Raw genomic sequence first — 15,249 nt, forward strand, 5'->3', positions numbered from 1 at the left:
CTGTCAATGGGGCCCGCGTCCGCGGGCACCGCGTTCTGGGGTGCCGGGTCAGCCGGCGAGTCGTCGTCGGGCGTCGGCGAGGCGGGACAGCACGGTGGAGTCGACCACCTGCGGGCCCACCTGGATGCGCAGTCCGCCCAGCACCTGCGGGTCCAGGATCACGTTGAGCTGGATCTCGCGGCCGTACGCCTCGCTCAGGATCTGGGTGAGTCGCTCGCGCTGGGCCGCGTCGAGCGCGGTCGCCGAGGTGACCGTGGCCACCTGGCGGTTGCGCCGCTCCGCGATCAGGTCCGCGAGGTGGCCCAGCGTCGCCACGTAGCGGCGGCCCCGGGGGGCGACCGCGGCGCGGCGCGCCAGGATCGCCGTCTGTGCCGTGCCGCGGCCCGCGAGGATGCCGTCGACCAGCGAGCCGCGGGCATCGCCCGGGATCGCGGGGTCGAACAGCGTGCGGCGCACGTCACGCTGGCCGGCGAGCGCCCGGGTGAGGCGGAACAGCTCCTCCTCGACCTCGGCGAGCACGCCGTCGGCCTCGGCCGAGGCCAGGACCGCGTGGAAGCCGAGTCGCTCGGCGGCCTCCGCGAGGTCCGCGTCGGCCGACCACCGAGCCCGCACGAGCTCCTGCGCGACCGTGACGACCAGCGGGTCGGCGGTGCCGAGCAGCTGGGCCACGAGCGACGCCTTGGCGTCGCCGTCGATCGACGGGTCGCCGAGCGTGCGCCGCAGCGCGGCCGACGAGTCGAGCGCGTCGACGAGCGCGAACAGCTGCTCGCCCAGCTCCGACGACCGGGTGCCGGCGGCGGTCAGGACCGGCTCGAGCCGCTCCTCGACCGCCGCCAGCGAGGCGCGAGAGGTTCCGCGCATCACTTCCCCTGTCCGGCGGTCGACGCCTCGAGCTCGTCGAGGAAGCGGTCGACGACGCGCGAGCGGCGCGCCTCGTCCTCGAGCGACTCGCCGACGATCTTCGACGCGAGCTGCGTCGCGAGCGTGCCGACGTCGGTGCGCAGCTGGACGGCCGCCTGCTGGCGCTCCGCCTCGATCTGGCGCTTGGCGGTCTCGGTGATGCGCGCCGCCTCGTCCTGCGCCTTGCCCCGCAGCTCGCTGACGATCTGGCCGCCCTCGACGCGCGCGTCCTCACGGATGCGCGCGGCCTCGGCACGGGCCTCGGCGAGCTGCTGGTTGTACTCGTCACGCGCTGCCGCGGCCTCGGCCTGGGCCTTCTCGGCCTTGGCGAGACCGCCCTCGATCTTCGCGGTGCGCTCGTCCAGGACCTTGTTCAGGGCCGGGAGCGCGTAGCGGAAGAACGGGATGGCGATGATCAGCAGGACGACGGCCGACCAGAGCAGGTCGTAGGACGCCGGCACCAGCAGGTCCATGCCCTTGGGCTCGGTGGACTCCGCGGCCGTCACGACAGCCGCGGAGATCGCGGCCATGCTCACGAGAAGAGGAACCCGGTGATGAGGCCGAGGAGGCCGAGGACCTCGACGAAGCCGATACCGATGAACATGGTGGTGCGCAGCTGGCCGGCGACCTCGGGCTGACGTGCGATGCCCTCGATCGTCTTGCCGATCAGGATGCCCAGGCCGATACCCGGGCCGATGACCGCGAGGCCGTAGCCGACGGTCGCGATGTTGCCCGAGATGGCGTTCTCGGCCGCGAGGATGGTCTCCGCAAGAGCCACGATTGCTCGTTCCTTCCGTTGGGTATCCGACCGGCCGGCCGGCTACTCGTCCGTGGGCGGGGCCGCTGGGGCCCCTGGGGTGGGTGGTACGTGAGGACTAGTGCTCTTCCTCGACCGACAGGCTGATGTAGACCGCCGTGAGCACGACGAAGATGTAGGCCTGCAGGGCTCCGACGAACAGCTCGAAGAGCGTCATCGCGATGCCCGCGCTGAGCGTGACCGCGCTGAACCCCTTCATCGCGCCCGACGCGTCGAGCAGGAAGTACTGCGTCGCCGAGAAGCAGAGCACGAGCATGAGGTGACCCGCGACCATGTTGGCCATGAGTCGGATCGCGAGCGTCGCCGGCCGGATGATGAAGACGGTGAGGAACTCGATCGGCGTGAGCAGCACGTACATGAACCACGGCACGCCGGGCGGGAACAGGCTGGCCTTGAGGAAGCCGCCCAGACCCTGCGCCTTGACCCCCGCGCTCAGGTAGCGCACGTACGCCCACAGCGCGAGCAGCACGGGCAGGCCGATCAGCGACGTGCCGGCGATGTTGAGGCCGGGCACGATGCCGGTGAGGTTGAACGCGAGGATCGCGAAGAACATCGTCGTCAGCAGAGCGACGTGCTCCCGGGCGCGCTCCTTGCCGAGGATCTCCTCGGCGATGTTCACGCGGACGAAGTCCATGCCCATCTCGATGACGTTCTGGAACCGGCCGGGGACCAGCTTCGCGCGGCGTGCGGCGACCACGAACACGATCACCAGGACGACGGCCGCGACGAGCCGGACCAGCTGCAGACGGTTGAGCTCGAACGGCGTGCCCTCGAACAGGATCGGGGGCGGGAAGAAGTCGACGATCGACGGCGCGTGGAAACCGTTGCCGCCCTCGGATGACGCGAGTGGCAGGACGGTCGCGAGGCTGGACAGCGGGTGCTCCTGGTGGTCGTGGCGCCGGGTGCCGTGCTTCCTCGCGGGCACACCATGGACGTCTGGCCGTCTGGGATCGGAGGAAGCCTAACCCATCCTTGGCAGTGCCCCCTGCCTCCCGCAGGACGATCGTCCTACGAGTTCGCGCGACCGTCGTCGATCATGCCCTCGCCCGGCTCGGCCGCCTTCGCCGGGGCCGGTTCGACGTAGGGCACGTGCGCGCGCGTGACGGCCCGGTAGTCGAGGTACGCCGAGCCGAGCACGCCCACCAGCAGCACCACCGCGAGCACGGGCTTGGAGTAGAAGTCCTGGTCCTTGATCAGCGCCAGCACCACCACCACGACGACGACCTTGGCGAGCCACGTCCCCATCACCACGCCCGCCATGGCGGCCGGGCTCGAGCGCAGCGTGCGCAGCATCGCGACGATCGTCGTGCCCGAGAACACGAGCGCGAGGCCCACGCCGATCAACGCACCCCACAGGCCCGCGGAGCCCGCCACGGCGAGCCCGATGCCGACGCCGAGCACCGTGAGGCCGGCCAGCAGCCAGAGCACGGTGCGCAGCGACGTGCGGAACACCTGCTCGACGCTCGTGTCGTGCGTGGGGCCGTCCGGGACGGACGTCGGGTCGGGTGCGGGGGTCGCGTCGCTCATGGGTTCGCTCACGTCGTCTCGAGGGGGCGGCGGGTGGACCGGCCGCGCAGGGGGCCGAGGGTCAGCAGGACGGCGACCACGACGCCCGCGGCGAACAGCCACAGCACCGTGGTGGTCGAGAGCACGACGAGCGCGCCCATCCCGAACGCGAACACCGCCGTCCAGACGTACATGATCGCCACCGCGCGCCGGTGGCTGTGCCCGAGCGCGAGCAGGCGGTGGTGCAGGTGCATGCGGTCGGGGTGGAACGGCGACTTGCCCTGGCCGAGCCGGCGCACGATCGCCAGGCCCATGTCCAGCAGCGGGAGCACGAGCACCGCGAACGGCAGCAGCATCGGCACGAACGCGGGGAACGACTGACGCCGCGAGACCTGCTCGGGGTCGATCTGGCCGGTCACCACGACCGCGGCCGCGGCGAGCACGAAGCCCAGCAGCATCGCCCCGGAGTCCCCCATGAAGATCCGCGCCGGATAGACGTTGTGCGGCAGGAACCCGATGCAGGCCCCGACCAGCGCCGCCACGACGAGCGTCGACAGGCTCGCGTAGTCGCCCGACGTCGCGCGCGTGAGCAGGTAGGAGTACAGGAAGAACGCGGCGCCGCCGATCGCGAGCACGCCCGCGGCGAGGCCGTCGAGGCCGTCGACGAAGTTGACCGCGTTCATCGCGATCACCACCGTGATGATGGTGAGGAACGTCCACATGCGCGTCGAGCTCACGGTCACGCCGCCGACCGGCAGCTGGTAGAGCTGCACGCCCTGCCACGCCAGGAACCCGGCCGCAAGCACCTGCCCCATGAGCTTGGTGAGCCAGTCCAGGTCCCAGATGTCGTCCGCCACGCCCAGCAGGCACACCAGCGCCGCACCGCCGACGATGCCGACGAGCGCGCGCGGGTTGTCGTAGACGCCCGCCAGGAACGGCAGGCGGCTCGCGACGACGATCGCGACCGTGAGGCCCAGGAACATCGCGACGCCGCCGAGCCGCGGGGTCGGGATCGCGTGCACGTCGCGGTCGCGCACCGCCGTGATGGCGCCCCAGCGCAGCGCGCACCACCGTGCGAGCGGCGTCATGAGGTACGCGACGGCCGCGGCGATCACGCCGACGAGCAGGTAGACCCTCACCCGGGCGCACCGCCCGCGGGTGCGTCCTTGACCATGTCCGGTCCCGCGCCGGGGGCGTCCGCGGCGGGTGCCTCGTCGTCCGCAGGCTGCGGGTCGGGCGCCTGCTCGTCCGGCGCCTTCTCGTCGGGCGCGGCTGCGGCAGGCTCGTCGGACGGCAGCTCGCCGTCGAGGCCGAGGACGGGCGCCACCGCGTTCAGTGTCTCGAGGTCGAGCGCCCCGAGCCGCACGACGCGCAGCCGGGGTCCGGTCGCGTCCACGATCGTCGAGGCGACCTGGCCCGGTGCGTCGCCCGCGTCGAGGTAGACGCGCACGCGGTCGCCGAGCTGGCGGTACGCCTCACCCGCGTCCACGGCGGCCGCGAAGCCCGTGCGGTTCGCGCTCGAGACCGCGAGCGGTCCGGTGCGCCGCAGCAGGGCGCGGGCGGTGGCGTGGTCCGGGACGCGCAGCGCGACCGTGCCGTGCGTCTCCCCCAGGTCCCACGCGAGCGAGGGCTGGGCGCGCACGATCAGCGTGAGCCCGCCGGGCCAGAACGCCTCCGCGAGCAGGCGCGCGTGCGCCGGGACCTCGGTCGCCAGGCCGTCGAGCGTGCGCACGTCGGCGATCAGCACGGGCGGCGGCATCTGCCGGCCCCGGCCCTTGGCGTCCAGCAGCGCCTGCACCGCGGGCGGCGAGAAGGCGTCGGCCCCGATGCCGTAGACGGTGTCGGTGGGCAGGACGACGAGGCCGCCGTTGGCGACGACGTCGACCGCCTCGTCGAGAGCCGGTCCCCAGGTGGCCGCGTCGTGGGCGGGCAGCGTGCGCGCGTTCACGGCTGGGAGTCTTCCACGCCCGACGGTGCGTCCGGGCCAGCGACCCGGCGCGCGACGAGCATGCGGGGCCTGCCGGTGAGGTCCGGCAGCGTGCGGACCTGCTCGAACGCACCCGTCGCGGACGCGGCCTGCCGCACCGCGGCGTCCTGCACCTCGGCGTGCTCCATGACCAGCAGACCCCCCGGGGCCAGGAGGCGCGCCGCGGCCGCGAGCACCGCACGCGGCACGTCGAGGCCGTCCAGGCCCCCGCCGTACAGCGCCAGGTCCGGGTCGTGGTCGCGCACCTCGGGCTCGCGCGGGACCGCGTCGGGCGGGACGTACGGCGGGTTGGACACCAGCACGTCGACGCGACCGGCGAGCTCGGCGAGCAGGGCGGGGTCGCGCACGTCGCCCTGCTCGACGCGCATGCCGAGCGAGCCGACCGCGCCGTGGTTGGCACGCGTCAGGCCGACCGCCTCCGCCGAGAGGTCCACGGCGACCACGTCCGTACCCGGCACCTCGGTGTCCACGGACAGCGCGATCGCGCCGGTTCCGCAGCACAGGTCCACCACGAGCGGCCGTCCGCCCGCGGCGACGAGGCGCGCGGCCTCGTCGATCGCGACCTGCGCGACCACCTCGGTCTCGGGGCGGGGCACGAACACGCCCGGCTCGACGCGCAGCGTCAGGTACCGGAAGACCGTGGACCCGACGATGTGCTGCAGCGGCTCACGCGAGCGCCGGCGCTCGACCAGCCCGGCGAACTCCTCGACGAACCCGTCCGGGGCCGGGTCGGGCGCGAGCGCGAGCTCGAGCCGCGGCAGCCCCAGGGCGTACGCAGCGAGCTGCGTCGCGTCGACGCGCGGCGAGGGCACGTCCGCCTCGTCGAGCACGCGCACCGCACCCTCGACGAGCGCGCGGACACCGGGTGTCGCACCCGCGCTCATGCGCCCGCCTCGGCGAGGCGCGCGGCCTCGTCGGCCTCGACCGCGGACGCGACCACGGGCCCGAGGTCGCCCGCGAGCACCGCGTCCAGGTTGTAGGCCTTGTACCCCGTGCGGTGGTCGGCGATCCGGTTCTCCGGGAAGTTGTACGTCCTGATCCGCTCGGAGCGGTCGACCGTGCGCACCTGGCTGCGCCGCGCCTCGCTCGCGACGGCCGCGGCCTCCTCCTGCCGCGCTGCCAGGAGCCGGGCCCGCAGCACGCGCATGGCCTGCTCGCGGTTCTGCAGCTGGGACTTCTCGTTCTGCATCGACACGACGATGCCCGTGGGCACGTGCGTGATCCGCACGGCCGAGTCGGTGGTGTTGACGGACTGGCCGCCCGGGCCCGACGAGCGGTACACGTCGATCCGCAGGTCGTTCGGGTCGATCTCGACCTCGCCCTCGTCGTCCGCCTCGGGGAACACCAGCACGCCCGCGGCGGACGTGTGGATGCGCCCCGCGGACTCCGTGACGGGCACGCGCTGCACGCGGTGCACCCCGCCCTCGTACTTCAGGTGGGCCCACACGCCGTCCTCGGGCGCGACCGTGCCGCGCGACTTCACCGCGAGCTGCACGTCCTTGAACCCGCCGAGGTCGGACGACGTCGCCTCGAGCACCTGCGTCGCCCAGCCCATGCGCTCGGCGTACCGCGTGTACATGCGCAGCAGGTCGGCCGCGAACAGCGCCGACTCCTCACCGCCCTCGCCCGCCTTGATCTCCAGGATCACGTCACGCGCGTCGTCGGGGTCACGCGGGATCAGCACCGCGCGCAGACGCGCCGCAGCCTCGTCGGCGGCGTCCTGCAGCGCGGGCAGCTCGGCCGCGAAGCCCGGGTCGGCGTCCGCCAGCTCGGCCGCCGCACCCGCGTCGTCCGCGGCGGCACGCCACGTCCGGTAGGCCTGCACCACGCGCCCCAGCTCGGCGTAGCGCCGGCCGAGGCGGCGGGCGCGGGCCGCATCCGCGTGCACGGACGGGTCGGCGAGCTGCTGCTCGATCTGCGCGTGCTCGGCGAGCAGCGGCTGCGCGACGGCGAACTGCTCGCTCACTCGGGCTCCCTCGGGTTCGGCTGGTTCGGGTGACGCACGCTCAGGTGCACGTCCCCGGGTACGACGCAGCGCCGGTGCCCTGGCGGACACTGCCATGGAGGGCAGTCGTCCGCACCGGGCACCGGCGCTGCGGAGGTGCTAGTTGCCGGCCTTCTTGCCGTAGCGGGCCTCGAACCGGGCCACGCGGCCGCCGGTGTCGAGGATCTTCTGCTTGCCGGTGTAGAACGGGTGGCAGGCGCTGCAGACGTCGGCGTGGATCTTGCCGTTCGGCACGGTGCTGCGCGTCACGAACGTGGCGCCGCACGTGCAGGTCACCTCGGTGACCACGTACTGCGGGTGGATGTCAGCCTTCACGGAACTCTCCTTGGTGGGATGTCTCCGGGTCCCGACGCGGACGCGCGCGGGTGAACCGCAGACCAGCGAACCATGATGCCAGAACCGCGCGCGGTGCCGAAATCTTCCCGCGCGCCGGGCCGCCGCGGACCGGGACGGCGACGCGGTCCCGGAGCGGGCGCCGACGCCTAGCATGGGGGCGCCCACCCGCCTCAGCATTGGAGCTGCCGTGCCCCGCACGCTCGTCGTGACCAACGACTTCCCGACCCGCAAGGGCGGTATCGAGGCGTTCGTCGCAGCGCTGTGCGAGCGGTTCGACCCCGACGAGGTGGTCGTCTACACCGCATCGATGCCGGGTGACCGGGAGTACGACGCGACGCTCCCCTACCCCGTGGTGCGCGACCGCCGCTCGATGCTGGTGCCGACGCCGCGCGTGCAGGGGTCGGTGGTGGCCGCGTTCCGCGAGCACGGGTGCGACCGCGTGCTGTTCGGCGCGTCCGCGCCGCTCGGCCTGCTCGCCAAGCCGCTCAAGGCTGCGGGCGCTCAGCGGGCCGTCGCGATCACGCACTCGCACGAGGTCTGGTGGTCCAAGGTGCCGGGCGTGCGGCAGGTGCTGCGCGAGATCGGCGAACGCGTGGACACGCTCACGTACATCTCCGGCTTCACGCGCGACGCCGTGGCCCGCGCCTTGACACCCGCCGGCCGGGCCAAGCAGCAGCGGCTCACGCCGGGCGTCGACTCGACGCGGTTCTACCCCGGCGTCGGCGGGGCGCAGGTGCGCGAGCGCCTGGGCATCCGTGCCGATGCGCCCGTGGCCGTGAGCTCGGGCCGGATGGTCGAGCGCAAGGGTCAGGACAAGGTGATCGAGGCGTGGCCCGCGGTGCGCGCCGCGGTGCCGGGCGCGCACCTGCTGATCGTGGGCGACGGCCCGTACCGGCCGACGCTCGAGAAGCTCGTCGCCGCGCGGGGCCTGGGCGACGCGGTGACGTTCACCGGAGCCGTCCCGTGGGCCGACGTGCCGCCCTACGTCGACGCGGGCGACGTGTTCGTCATGCCGTCCCGGACCCGCCTGCGCGGGCTCGAGCCCGAGGGTCTGCCGCTCGTCTTCCTCGAGGCCGCGTCGTGCGCGCTGCCCGTGATCGTCGGACGGTCCGGCGGCGCACCCGACGCGGTCGAGGACGGGGTCACGGGTGTGGTCGTCGACCCGACGTCCGTCACCGAGATCCGCGACCGGCTGGTCCAGCTGCTCACCGACCACGAGCTGGCCGCCCGGATGGGTGCCGCGGGCCGCGAGCGTGCGCTCGCCGGCTGGCAGTGGGACACGATCGCGGCCACGTGCCGCGGGTACCTCGGCTACCCGCAGTCCTGACCGCGCGGGCTCAGACCGTCGGTGAGCCGGCCGCGGCCCGCCGCTCGTCGTACCAGGTCACCCAGCCCTGGCCGGGGACGCCGACCCGTCGCCGGAACGCACGACGACGCAACGTGCGCGGCCGCAGGTCCACCCAGCTGGTCCGGGCGAGCCCGGGCAGTCCGTCCGGCACGCGGAGGTGGTCACGGCGCTGCGTGCGGTCCTGCGACGTGAACCGCGCGACCTCGACATGCCTGCCGCGCGTGCGGAGCACCAGCACCGGCCTGTCCTTGGCGGCGCGCCCGTCCTCGAACGGCACGAGCGCGAACCACACCTCACCCGGCCGGGGCCGCGCGGCCCGGCCGCGCCGCAGCAGCGCGAGCACGAGCACGGCGGCCACCGCCGCGAGGCCCAGGTACGGGGCCGGGACCTGGGCGAACCACTCCACCGCCGTGTCGAACGTCCCCTGACCGTCCACCGTCGTCGCGCGCACGACTGGGCATCGACGTGCACGCGCACGGACTTGAGCGTCCAGGCGGCACCGCGGGGCGGCGTGCCGACGCGGAGTGCTCACGCGTCGGCACGCCGACCTCGGGTCAGATCGTCTTGCCGGCGTTCTCCACGCCCAGGACGTTGCCCGGGGTGGTCTTCTGGACCTGCAGGAGGAACTCGACGTTCGACTTCGTCTCGCGGAGCTTGCCGACGAGCAGCTCGATCGCCTGCTGCTGGTCGAGCGCGCCCATGACGCGGCGGAGCTTGTAGACGATCTTGAGCTCGTCGTTCGACATGAGGATCTCCTCGCGGCGCGTGCCGGAGGCGTTGACGTCGACCGCGGGGAAGATGCGCTTGTCCGCGAGCGAGCGGGACAGCCGGAGCTCCATGTTCCCGGTGCCCTTGAACTCCTCGAAGATGACCTCGTCCATCTTGGAGCCGGTCTCCACGAGCGCGGAGGCCAGGATCGTCAGCGAGCCGCCGTTCTCGATGTTGCGGGCCGCGCCGAAGAACCGCTTGGGCGGGTACAGCGCCGAGGCGTCGACACCGCCGGACAGGATGCGACCCGACGCGGGCGCCGCGAGGTTGTACGCGCGCGACAGGCGCGTGAGCGAGTCGAGCAGCACCACGACGTCCTGGCCCAGCTCCACCAGACGCTTGGCGCGCTCGATGGCGAGCTCGGCGACGATCGTGTGGTCCGACGCGGGGCGGTCGAACGTCGAGGCGATGACCTCGCCCTTGACCGTCCGTTCCATGTCCGTGACCTCCTCTGGGCGCTCGTCGACGAGCACGACCATGAGGTGGACCTCGGGGTTGTTCGCGGTGATCGCGTTCGCGATCTGCTGCATGATGATCGTCTTGCCCGCCTTGGGCGGCGCGACGATGAGGCCGCGCTGGCCCTTGCCGATGGGCGCGACGATGTCGATCACGCGGGGCGTGATGCGCGTCGGGTCCGCGATCTCCAGACGCAGCCGGTCCTGCGGGTACAGCGGCGTGAGCTTGGCGAACTCCGGGCGGTCACGCGCCTCCTCGGGCGACAGGCCGTTGACCGTGTCCAGGCGCACGAGCGCGTTGAACTTGTTCGGCCGGTTGCCCTGCTGGCTCGGCGGCTGCTCACCCTCGCGGGGCTGGCGGACCGCGCCCGTGATCGCGTCGCCGCGACGCAGGCCGCTCTTCTTGACCTGGCCGAGCGAGACGTAGACGTCGTTGACGCCGGGCAGGTAGCCCGTGGTGCGGACGAACGCGTAGCTGTCGAGCACGTCGAGGATGCCCGCGACCGGGAGCAGCACGTCGTCGTCCGCGACCTCGATCTCGTCGAGGCCCGCGAGCTCGGGCTGACCCGAGCGGCCGCGCCCGCGCTTGCGGTCACGGTCGCGGTCGCGGTACCGGTCGCGCGAGCGGCGCCGGCGTCCGCCGCGCTCCTCGTCGTCGCCGGCCTGCTCCTGCGTACGGGGCTCCTGGGTGCGCTCGGGGTCGCGCTGCTCGGGCTGACGCCGCACGTCGGGCGTGCGCTGACCGTCCTGCGCGCGCTCGTCGGCGGCCGTGCGCTGACCGTCCTGCGGGCGCTGGCGCTGCCCGCGGCCCGCCGCCTCGCGCGGCACGTCGCCGTCCTCGGGCGCGCCCGCGGCGCGGCCCGACCGCCGCGACCGGCGCTGGCCCACCTCGGCGACCGCGTCCGCGGCCCGTGCCGCCCGGTCCGACGACCGCTCAGCGGGCTTGTCCTCGGCCGGGCCCAGGCGCGCGTCGAGCGCGGCCTCGAGGCCGGCGAGCGCGTCACGCGTGGGTGCCTGCTCACGGCTCTCGTCGGCCTGCTCGCGGGGCTGGCGGCGCTCGCCGCGCGTGCGCGCGGGACGGCGCTCGTCAGCGGCCACGGGGGCGGCGTCGGGCTCGGCCGCACGGGCGGGCTCGACCGCGGGGGCGGGCTCGGTCACCGGGGCGACGGCCTGCTCACGGCGCGAGTCCAGCGCGCGCGAGCGCGAGGCACCGCGCGCGGACGTGATCGCCTCGACCAGGTCGCCCTTGCGCATCTTGGAGGTGCCCTTGACGCCGAGCTCCACGGCCATCGCCTGCAGCTCCGGGAGGCGCAGCGCAGCGATCGAACCGCCCGTGGACGTGCCCGCGGCGTTCTGGGTGGTGTCTGTCACGAAGGACCCTTCCCCCTCGATGGGGTCGGCGTACCGACCGGTGCTCCGCCGCGCGGGGGTCCGCGGGCGGGGCGGTGATGGAAGCCCCACGCGCGGCATACGACGACGTCGGCGACGCGATCGGGCTGGGGTGCGTCCCCGGGACGACCGACTCGCCTGGGGCACGGCCTCGGGGTTCCCACGACGAGCGGGCGGGATCACACGGCGGCACGGGCCCCGGATGCGGTCCGGGGAACGGGGCGATCCTACCACCGGCCCTCCCGTGCCCGGCCCGACCGGGCTCGGGAGGGCTCGGTGCGGCCGTGCCCGGCGAACGGTCACCCGATCGGGTCGTCGCCCGTCCGCACCTGCACGCCCGTGGCGTCGACGGGCAGCGGCCGGATGGTCCACCCGCCCAGCACACCGCCGAACGCGTCCGCGATCGCCTGGTCGGCGTCCGTGGTCACGGCCTGGCCCGGCGCCGAGGTGCGCCGAGCGAGCGCGAGGACCGTGGGCCCCGCGCCGGACACGACCGCGGCGACGCCGTTGCGGCGCAGCACGTCGACCAGCGCGAGCGAGTCCGGCATGACGCTGCGGCGGTAGTCCTGGTGCAGGCGGTCGACCGTCGCGTCGAGCAGCAGGTCCGGGCGGCGTCCGAGCGCCTCGACCAGCAGGGCCGCGCGGCCGGCCTGGGCCGCGGCGTCGGCGTGCGGCACGTGCTCGGGCAGCACGCCCCGCGCAGCCTTGGTGGACAGGTGGTGCGGCGGCACCATGACCACGGGCACGACGTCGTCGTGCACCGCGATCCGTGCGCAGCCGACCGCCCCCTCCCCGCCGGCCTCCGGGCGCGACCACGCGATCGTCGCGCCGCCCACGATCGCCGGCGCGGCGTTGTCCGGGTGGCCCTCGAGCTGCGTGGCGAGCGCGAGCAGCGTCGCGTCGTCGAGCGCCTCGGGCTCGGAGATCAGGCCACGCGCCGCGGCGAGCCCTGCGACCACCGCGGCGGCCGACGAGCCCAGGCCGCGCCCGTGCGGGATCGCGTTGCGGCACATCAGCTCGAGGCCCGCCTGGGGCGCGCCGACGTGGTCGAGCGCGATGCGGACCGCGCGCACCACCAGGTGGCGCTCGTCGTCGGGGACCTGGCCCGCACCCTCGCCCTCGACCTCGACGCGGACGCCCGGTGAGGCGACGGCGCGGATCAGCAGCTCGTCGTGCAGGCCGAGCGCGACGCCCATGGCGTCGAAGCCCGGACCGAGGTTGGCGGACGTCGCGGGGACGCGGACGCGCACGCTGTCCGCGCGCAGACGCACGGCGGCCTCAGCCCAGGCCGAGGGCGTCCGCGATGGACACCACGTCCGCGCTCACGCGCACCGGGGTGACGTCGCTGCCGTCGGGGCCGCGCAGCGCCCACTGCGGGTCCTTGAGGCCGTGCCCGGTGACGGTGATCGTGATGCGCGCGCCGGCGGGCACGCGGCCCTCGTCGGACAGGCGCAGCAGGCCCGCGACGCCCGCGGCGGACGCGGGCTCGACGAACACCCCGACCTCGGCGGACAGCACGCGGTGCGCGCGCAGGATCTCGTCGTCGGTGACCGACTCGATGATCCCGCCCGAGACGTCGCGCGCCTCGAGCGCCTGGTCCCACGACGCGGGGTTGCCGATGCGGATCGCGGTCGCGATCGTCTCCGGCTCGTCCACGGGGTGGCCCAGCACCAGCGGCGCGGCGCCCGCGGCCTGGAAGCCCCACATCACCGGCGTGCGGCTCGCGACCGTGCCGTGCGCCGCACCGTCGTCGAGGCCCGCGTACTCGCGGAACCCCTTCCAGTACGCCGTGATGTTGCCCGCGTTGCCGACGGGGAGCACGTGGATGTCCGGCGCGTCGCCGAGCGCGTCCACGATCTCGAACGCCGCGGTCTTCTGGCCCTGGATGCGATCGGGGTTGACCGAGTTCACCAGGTCCACCGGGTAGGCCTCGGCGAGCTTGCGCGCCGCCACCAGGCACGCGTCGAAGTTGCCGTCCACCTGCAGCAGGCGCGCGCCGTGCGCGATCGCCTGGCTGAGCTTGCCCATCGCGATCTTGCCGTCGGGCACCAGGACCGCGCAGACCATGCCCGCACGTGTCGCGTACGCGGCCGCGGACGCCGACGTGTTGCCCGTCGAGGCGCACACCACGGCCTTCGCGCCGCGCGCCGCCGCGGCCGAGATCGCGGTGGTCATGCCGCGGTCCTTGAACGAGCCCGTGGGGTTCATGCCCTCGAACTTCACGTGCACGTCCGCACCCGTGCGCTCGCTCAGGGCGGGCGCGGCGATCAGCGGCGTGCCCCCCTCGCCGAGCGTGACGGGGTGCGTCAGCAGGTGCGCGGGCAGGCGGTCGGCGTACTCGGCGATGACGCCGCGCCACTGGTGGGCCATCAGGCTCCTTCGACTCGCAGGACGGACACGACGTCACGGACGGCGTCGAGCTGGGTGAGCGCGGCCACGGTCGCCGTGAGGGCGCTCTCGGGGGCCGCGTGCGTGGTGATGAGCAGACGCGCCACGGCGACGTCCGCACCGTCGTCCTCGACGACGCGGGCGGCGGTCTGGCGCACCGCCTCGATCGAGACGTCCTGGTCCGCGAGACGCGCGGCCACCTGCGCGAGCACGCCGGGGCGGTCCGCGACGTCCAGCCGCACCTGGAACTTGGTCCGCGCGGCGTCCGCGGGCAGCACCGGAAGCGCCGCGTACGACGACTCGACGGGTCCGCGCCCGCCCAGCACGCGGTGCCGTGCGACCGAGACCAGGTCCCCCAGCACCGCGGAGGACGTCGGCGCGCCGCCCGCACCCCGGCCGTAGAACATCAGCTCGCCCGCGGCCTCGGCCTCGACGAACACCGCGTTGAACGCGCCGTGCACGCCCGCGAGCGGGTGGTCGGCGGGCACGAGCGCGGGGTGGACGCGCACCTGGATGCCCGTGACGCCGCCGGACGTGTTGCGCTCGGCGATCGCCAGGAGCTTGATGACGTGACCCGTGCGCTGCGCCCACGCGACGTCGTCGGCCGTGACCGCGCCGATGCCCTCACGCGAGACGTCGTCCAGCGAGACCCGCGTGTGGAACGCCAACGACGCGAGGATCGCGGCCTTCGCGGCCGCGTCGTAGCCGTCCACGTCCGCGCTCGGGTCCGCCTCCGCGTAGCCGAGCGACTGCGCCTCCTTGACCGCCTGGTCGAGCTCGAGGCCCTCGGTCGTCATGCGGTCCAGCACGTAGTTGGTGGTGCCGTTGACGATGCCGAGGACCCGCTGGACCTGGTCGCCCGCGAGCGACTCGCGCACCGGGCGCACGATCGGGATGGCGCCCGCGACCGCGGCCTCGAAGTACAGGTCGACGCCCGCGGCGTCCGCGGCCGCGTAGAGCGCCGGGCCGTCCTGCGCGAGCAGCGCCTTGTTGGCGGTGACGACGCTCGCGCCGCCCTGGATCGCCCGCAGGATGAGCGTGCGCGCGGGCTCGATGCCGCCCATGAGCTCGACGACGACGTCCGCACCGTCGACGAGCGCCTCGGCGTCCGCGGTCAGCAGGTCGGCCAACGGCGTGCCGGTGACGTCCTCGCGCGGGACGGCCACGTCCCGGACCGCGATCCCCACGAGGTCGACGCGCGTGCCGACGCGCGACGCGAGCTCGTCGGCGTGCTCGACCAGCCGACGGGCCACCTGGGTGCCGACGACACCGCATCCCAGCAGGGCAACCTTCAAGGGGGCGGGCACGCGACCTCCGGTGAACTCGTCGGGACTCGCGCCAGGATAGGGC

At 74.2% G+C, this 15,249-nt stretch carries 16 protein-coding genes; 1 reads left to right on the top strand and 15 read right to left on the bottom strand.

From position 1 onward, the window contains the following. Nucleotides 1–48 precede the first annotated feature (48 nt). The 10 genes from CELGI_RS12440 to rpmE form a co-directional block, all read right to left on the bottom strand. Nucleotides 49–861, bottom strand: coding sequence for a F0F1 ATP synthase subunit delta (locus CELGI_RS12440; RefSeq protein WP_013884482.1), 813 nt, complete (start codon nt 859–861; stop codon nt 49–51). Then, the gene (locus CELGI_RS12445; protein WP_013884483.1) at nt 861–1,430 is read right to left on the bottom strand and encodes a F0F1 ATP synthase subunit B; all 570 of its coding nucleotides are present in this window, start codon (nt 1,428–1,430) and stop codon (nt 861–863) included. The genes CELGI_RS12440 and CELGI_RS12445 overlap by 1 nt, the downstream gene beginning before the upstream one ends. Before the next feature lie 2 nt (nt 1,431–1,432). After that, entirely contained in the window at nt 1,433–1,678 is a 246-nt protein-coding gene (gene atpE, locus CELGI_RS12450) for an ATP synthase F0 subunit C (RefSeq protein ID WP_013884484.1), read from the bottom strand. Nucleotides 1,679–1,775: 97 nt separating this feature from the next. After that, nucleotides 1,776–2,642 carry a F0F1 ATP synthase subunit A gene (atpB, locus tag CELGI_RS12455; protein ID WP_013884485.1) on the bottom strand — a complete coding sequence of 289 codons (867 nt, stop codon included), beginning with the start codon at nt 2,640–2,642 and terminating at the stop codon, nt 1,776–1,778. 83 nt (nt 2,643–2,725) lie between these two features. After that, on the bottom strand, nt 2,726–3,244 hold the full coding sequence (locus CELGI_RS12460; protein WP_013884486.1) for a hypothetical protein: 519 nt from the start codon (nt 3,242–3,244) through the stop codon (nt 2,726–2,728). An 8-nt stretch (nt 3,245–3,252) separates the two neighbouring features. Beyond that, entirely contained in the window at nt 3,253–4,362 is a 1,110-nt protein-coding gene (locus tag CELGI_RS12465) for an MraY family glycosyltransferase (protein WP_013884487.1), read from the bottom strand. Next, complete coding sequence (locus CELGI_RS12470; protein WP_013884488.1) at nt 4,359–5,171, bottom strand: L-threonylcarbamoyladenylate synthase; 813 nt, start codon at nt 5,169–5,171, stop codon at nt 4,359–4,361. Before CELGI_RS12470 ends, CELGI_RS12465 begins: the two co-directional genes overlap by 4 nt. Further along, complete coding sequence (gene prmC, locus CELGI_RS12475; RefSeq protein ID WP_013884489.1) at nt 5,168–6,094, bottom strand: peptide chain release factor N(5)-glutamine methyltransferase; 927 nt, start codon at nt 6,092–6,094, stop codon at nt 5,168–5,170. Before prmC ends, CELGI_RS12470 begins: the two co-directional genes overlap by 4 nt. Further along, nucleotides 6,091–7,176, bottom strand: a complete 1,086-nt coding sequence (prfA, locus tag CELGI_RS12480) for a peptide chain release factor 1 (protein WP_013884490.1) — start codon at nt 7,174–7,176, stop codon at nt 6,091–6,093. The genes prmC and prfA overlap by 4 nt, the downstream gene beginning before the upstream one ends. Before the next feature lie 138 nt (nt 7,177–7,314). After that, the gene (rpmE, locus tag CELGI_RS12485; protein ID WP_013884491.1) at nt 7,315–7,530 is read right to left on the bottom strand and encodes a 50S ribosomal protein L31; all 216 of its coding nucleotides are present in this window, start codon (nt 7,528–7,530) and stop codon (nt 7,315–7,317) included. Between the two features lie 208 nt (nt 7,531–7,738). On the opposite strand from rpmE, the gene CELGI_RS12490 reads away from it, so the two are divergent. Further along, entirely contained in the window at nt 7,739–8,878 is a 1,140-nt protein-coding gene (locus tag CELGI_RS12490; RefSeq protein WP_013884492.1) for a glycosyltransferase family 4 protein, read from the top strand. Between the two features lie 10 nt (nt 8,879–8,888). Here the strand turns inward: CELGI_RS12490 and CELGI_RS12495 are convergent, their stop codons facing one another. The 5 genes from CELGI_RS12495 to CELGI_RS12515 all read right to left on the bottom strand — a co-directional run bounded on the left by CELGI_RS12495 (nt 8,889) and on the right by CELGI_RS12515 (nt 15,206). After that, nucleotides 8,889–9,350 (bottom strand): type II toxin-antitoxin system PemK/MazF family toxin, encoded by a 462-nt coding sequence (locus tag CELGI_RS12495; RefSeq protein ID WP_013884493.1) that lies wholly within the window; start codon nt 9,348–9,350, stop codon nt 8,889–8,891. Nucleotides 9,351–9,453: 103 nt separating this feature from the next. Beyond that, nucleotides 9,454–11,493: a transcription termination factor Rho gene (gene rho / locus CELGI_RS12500; protein WP_013884494.1), complete on the bottom strand. Its 2,040-nt coding sequence runs from the start codon at nt 11,491–11,493 to the stop codon at nt 9,454–9,456. Nucleotides 11,494–11,810: 317 nt separating this feature from the next. Next, entirely contained in the window at nt 11,811–12,782 is a 972-nt protein-coding gene (gene thrB, locus CELGI_RS12505) for a homoserine kinase (protein ID WP_013884495.1), read from the bottom strand. A 7-nt stretch (nt 12,783–12,789) separates the two neighbouring features. Next, the gene (thrC, locus tag CELGI_RS12510) at nt 12,790–13,881 is read right to left on the bottom strand and encodes a threonine synthase (RefSeq protein WP_013884496.1); all 1,092 of its coding nucleotides are present in this window, start codon (nt 13,879–13,881) and stop codon (nt 12,790–12,792) included. Beyond that, nucleotides 13,881–15,206: a homoserine dehydrogenase gene (locus tag CELGI_RS12515; RefSeq protein WP_013884497.1), complete on the bottom strand. Its 1,326-nt coding sequence runs from the start codon at nt 15,204–15,206 to the stop codon at nt 13,881–13,883. The genes thrC and CELGI_RS12515 overlap by 1 nt, the downstream gene beginning before the upstream one ends. Between the last annotated feature and the right edge of the window lie 43 nt (nt 15,207–15,249).

Origin of the sequence: Cellulomonas gilvus ATCC 13127, from assembly GCF_000218545.1 — a bacterium.
GTDB classification, from domain to species: Bacteria; Actinomycetota; Actinomycetes; order Actinomycetales; family Cellulomonadaceae; genus Cellulomonas; species Cellulomonas gilvus.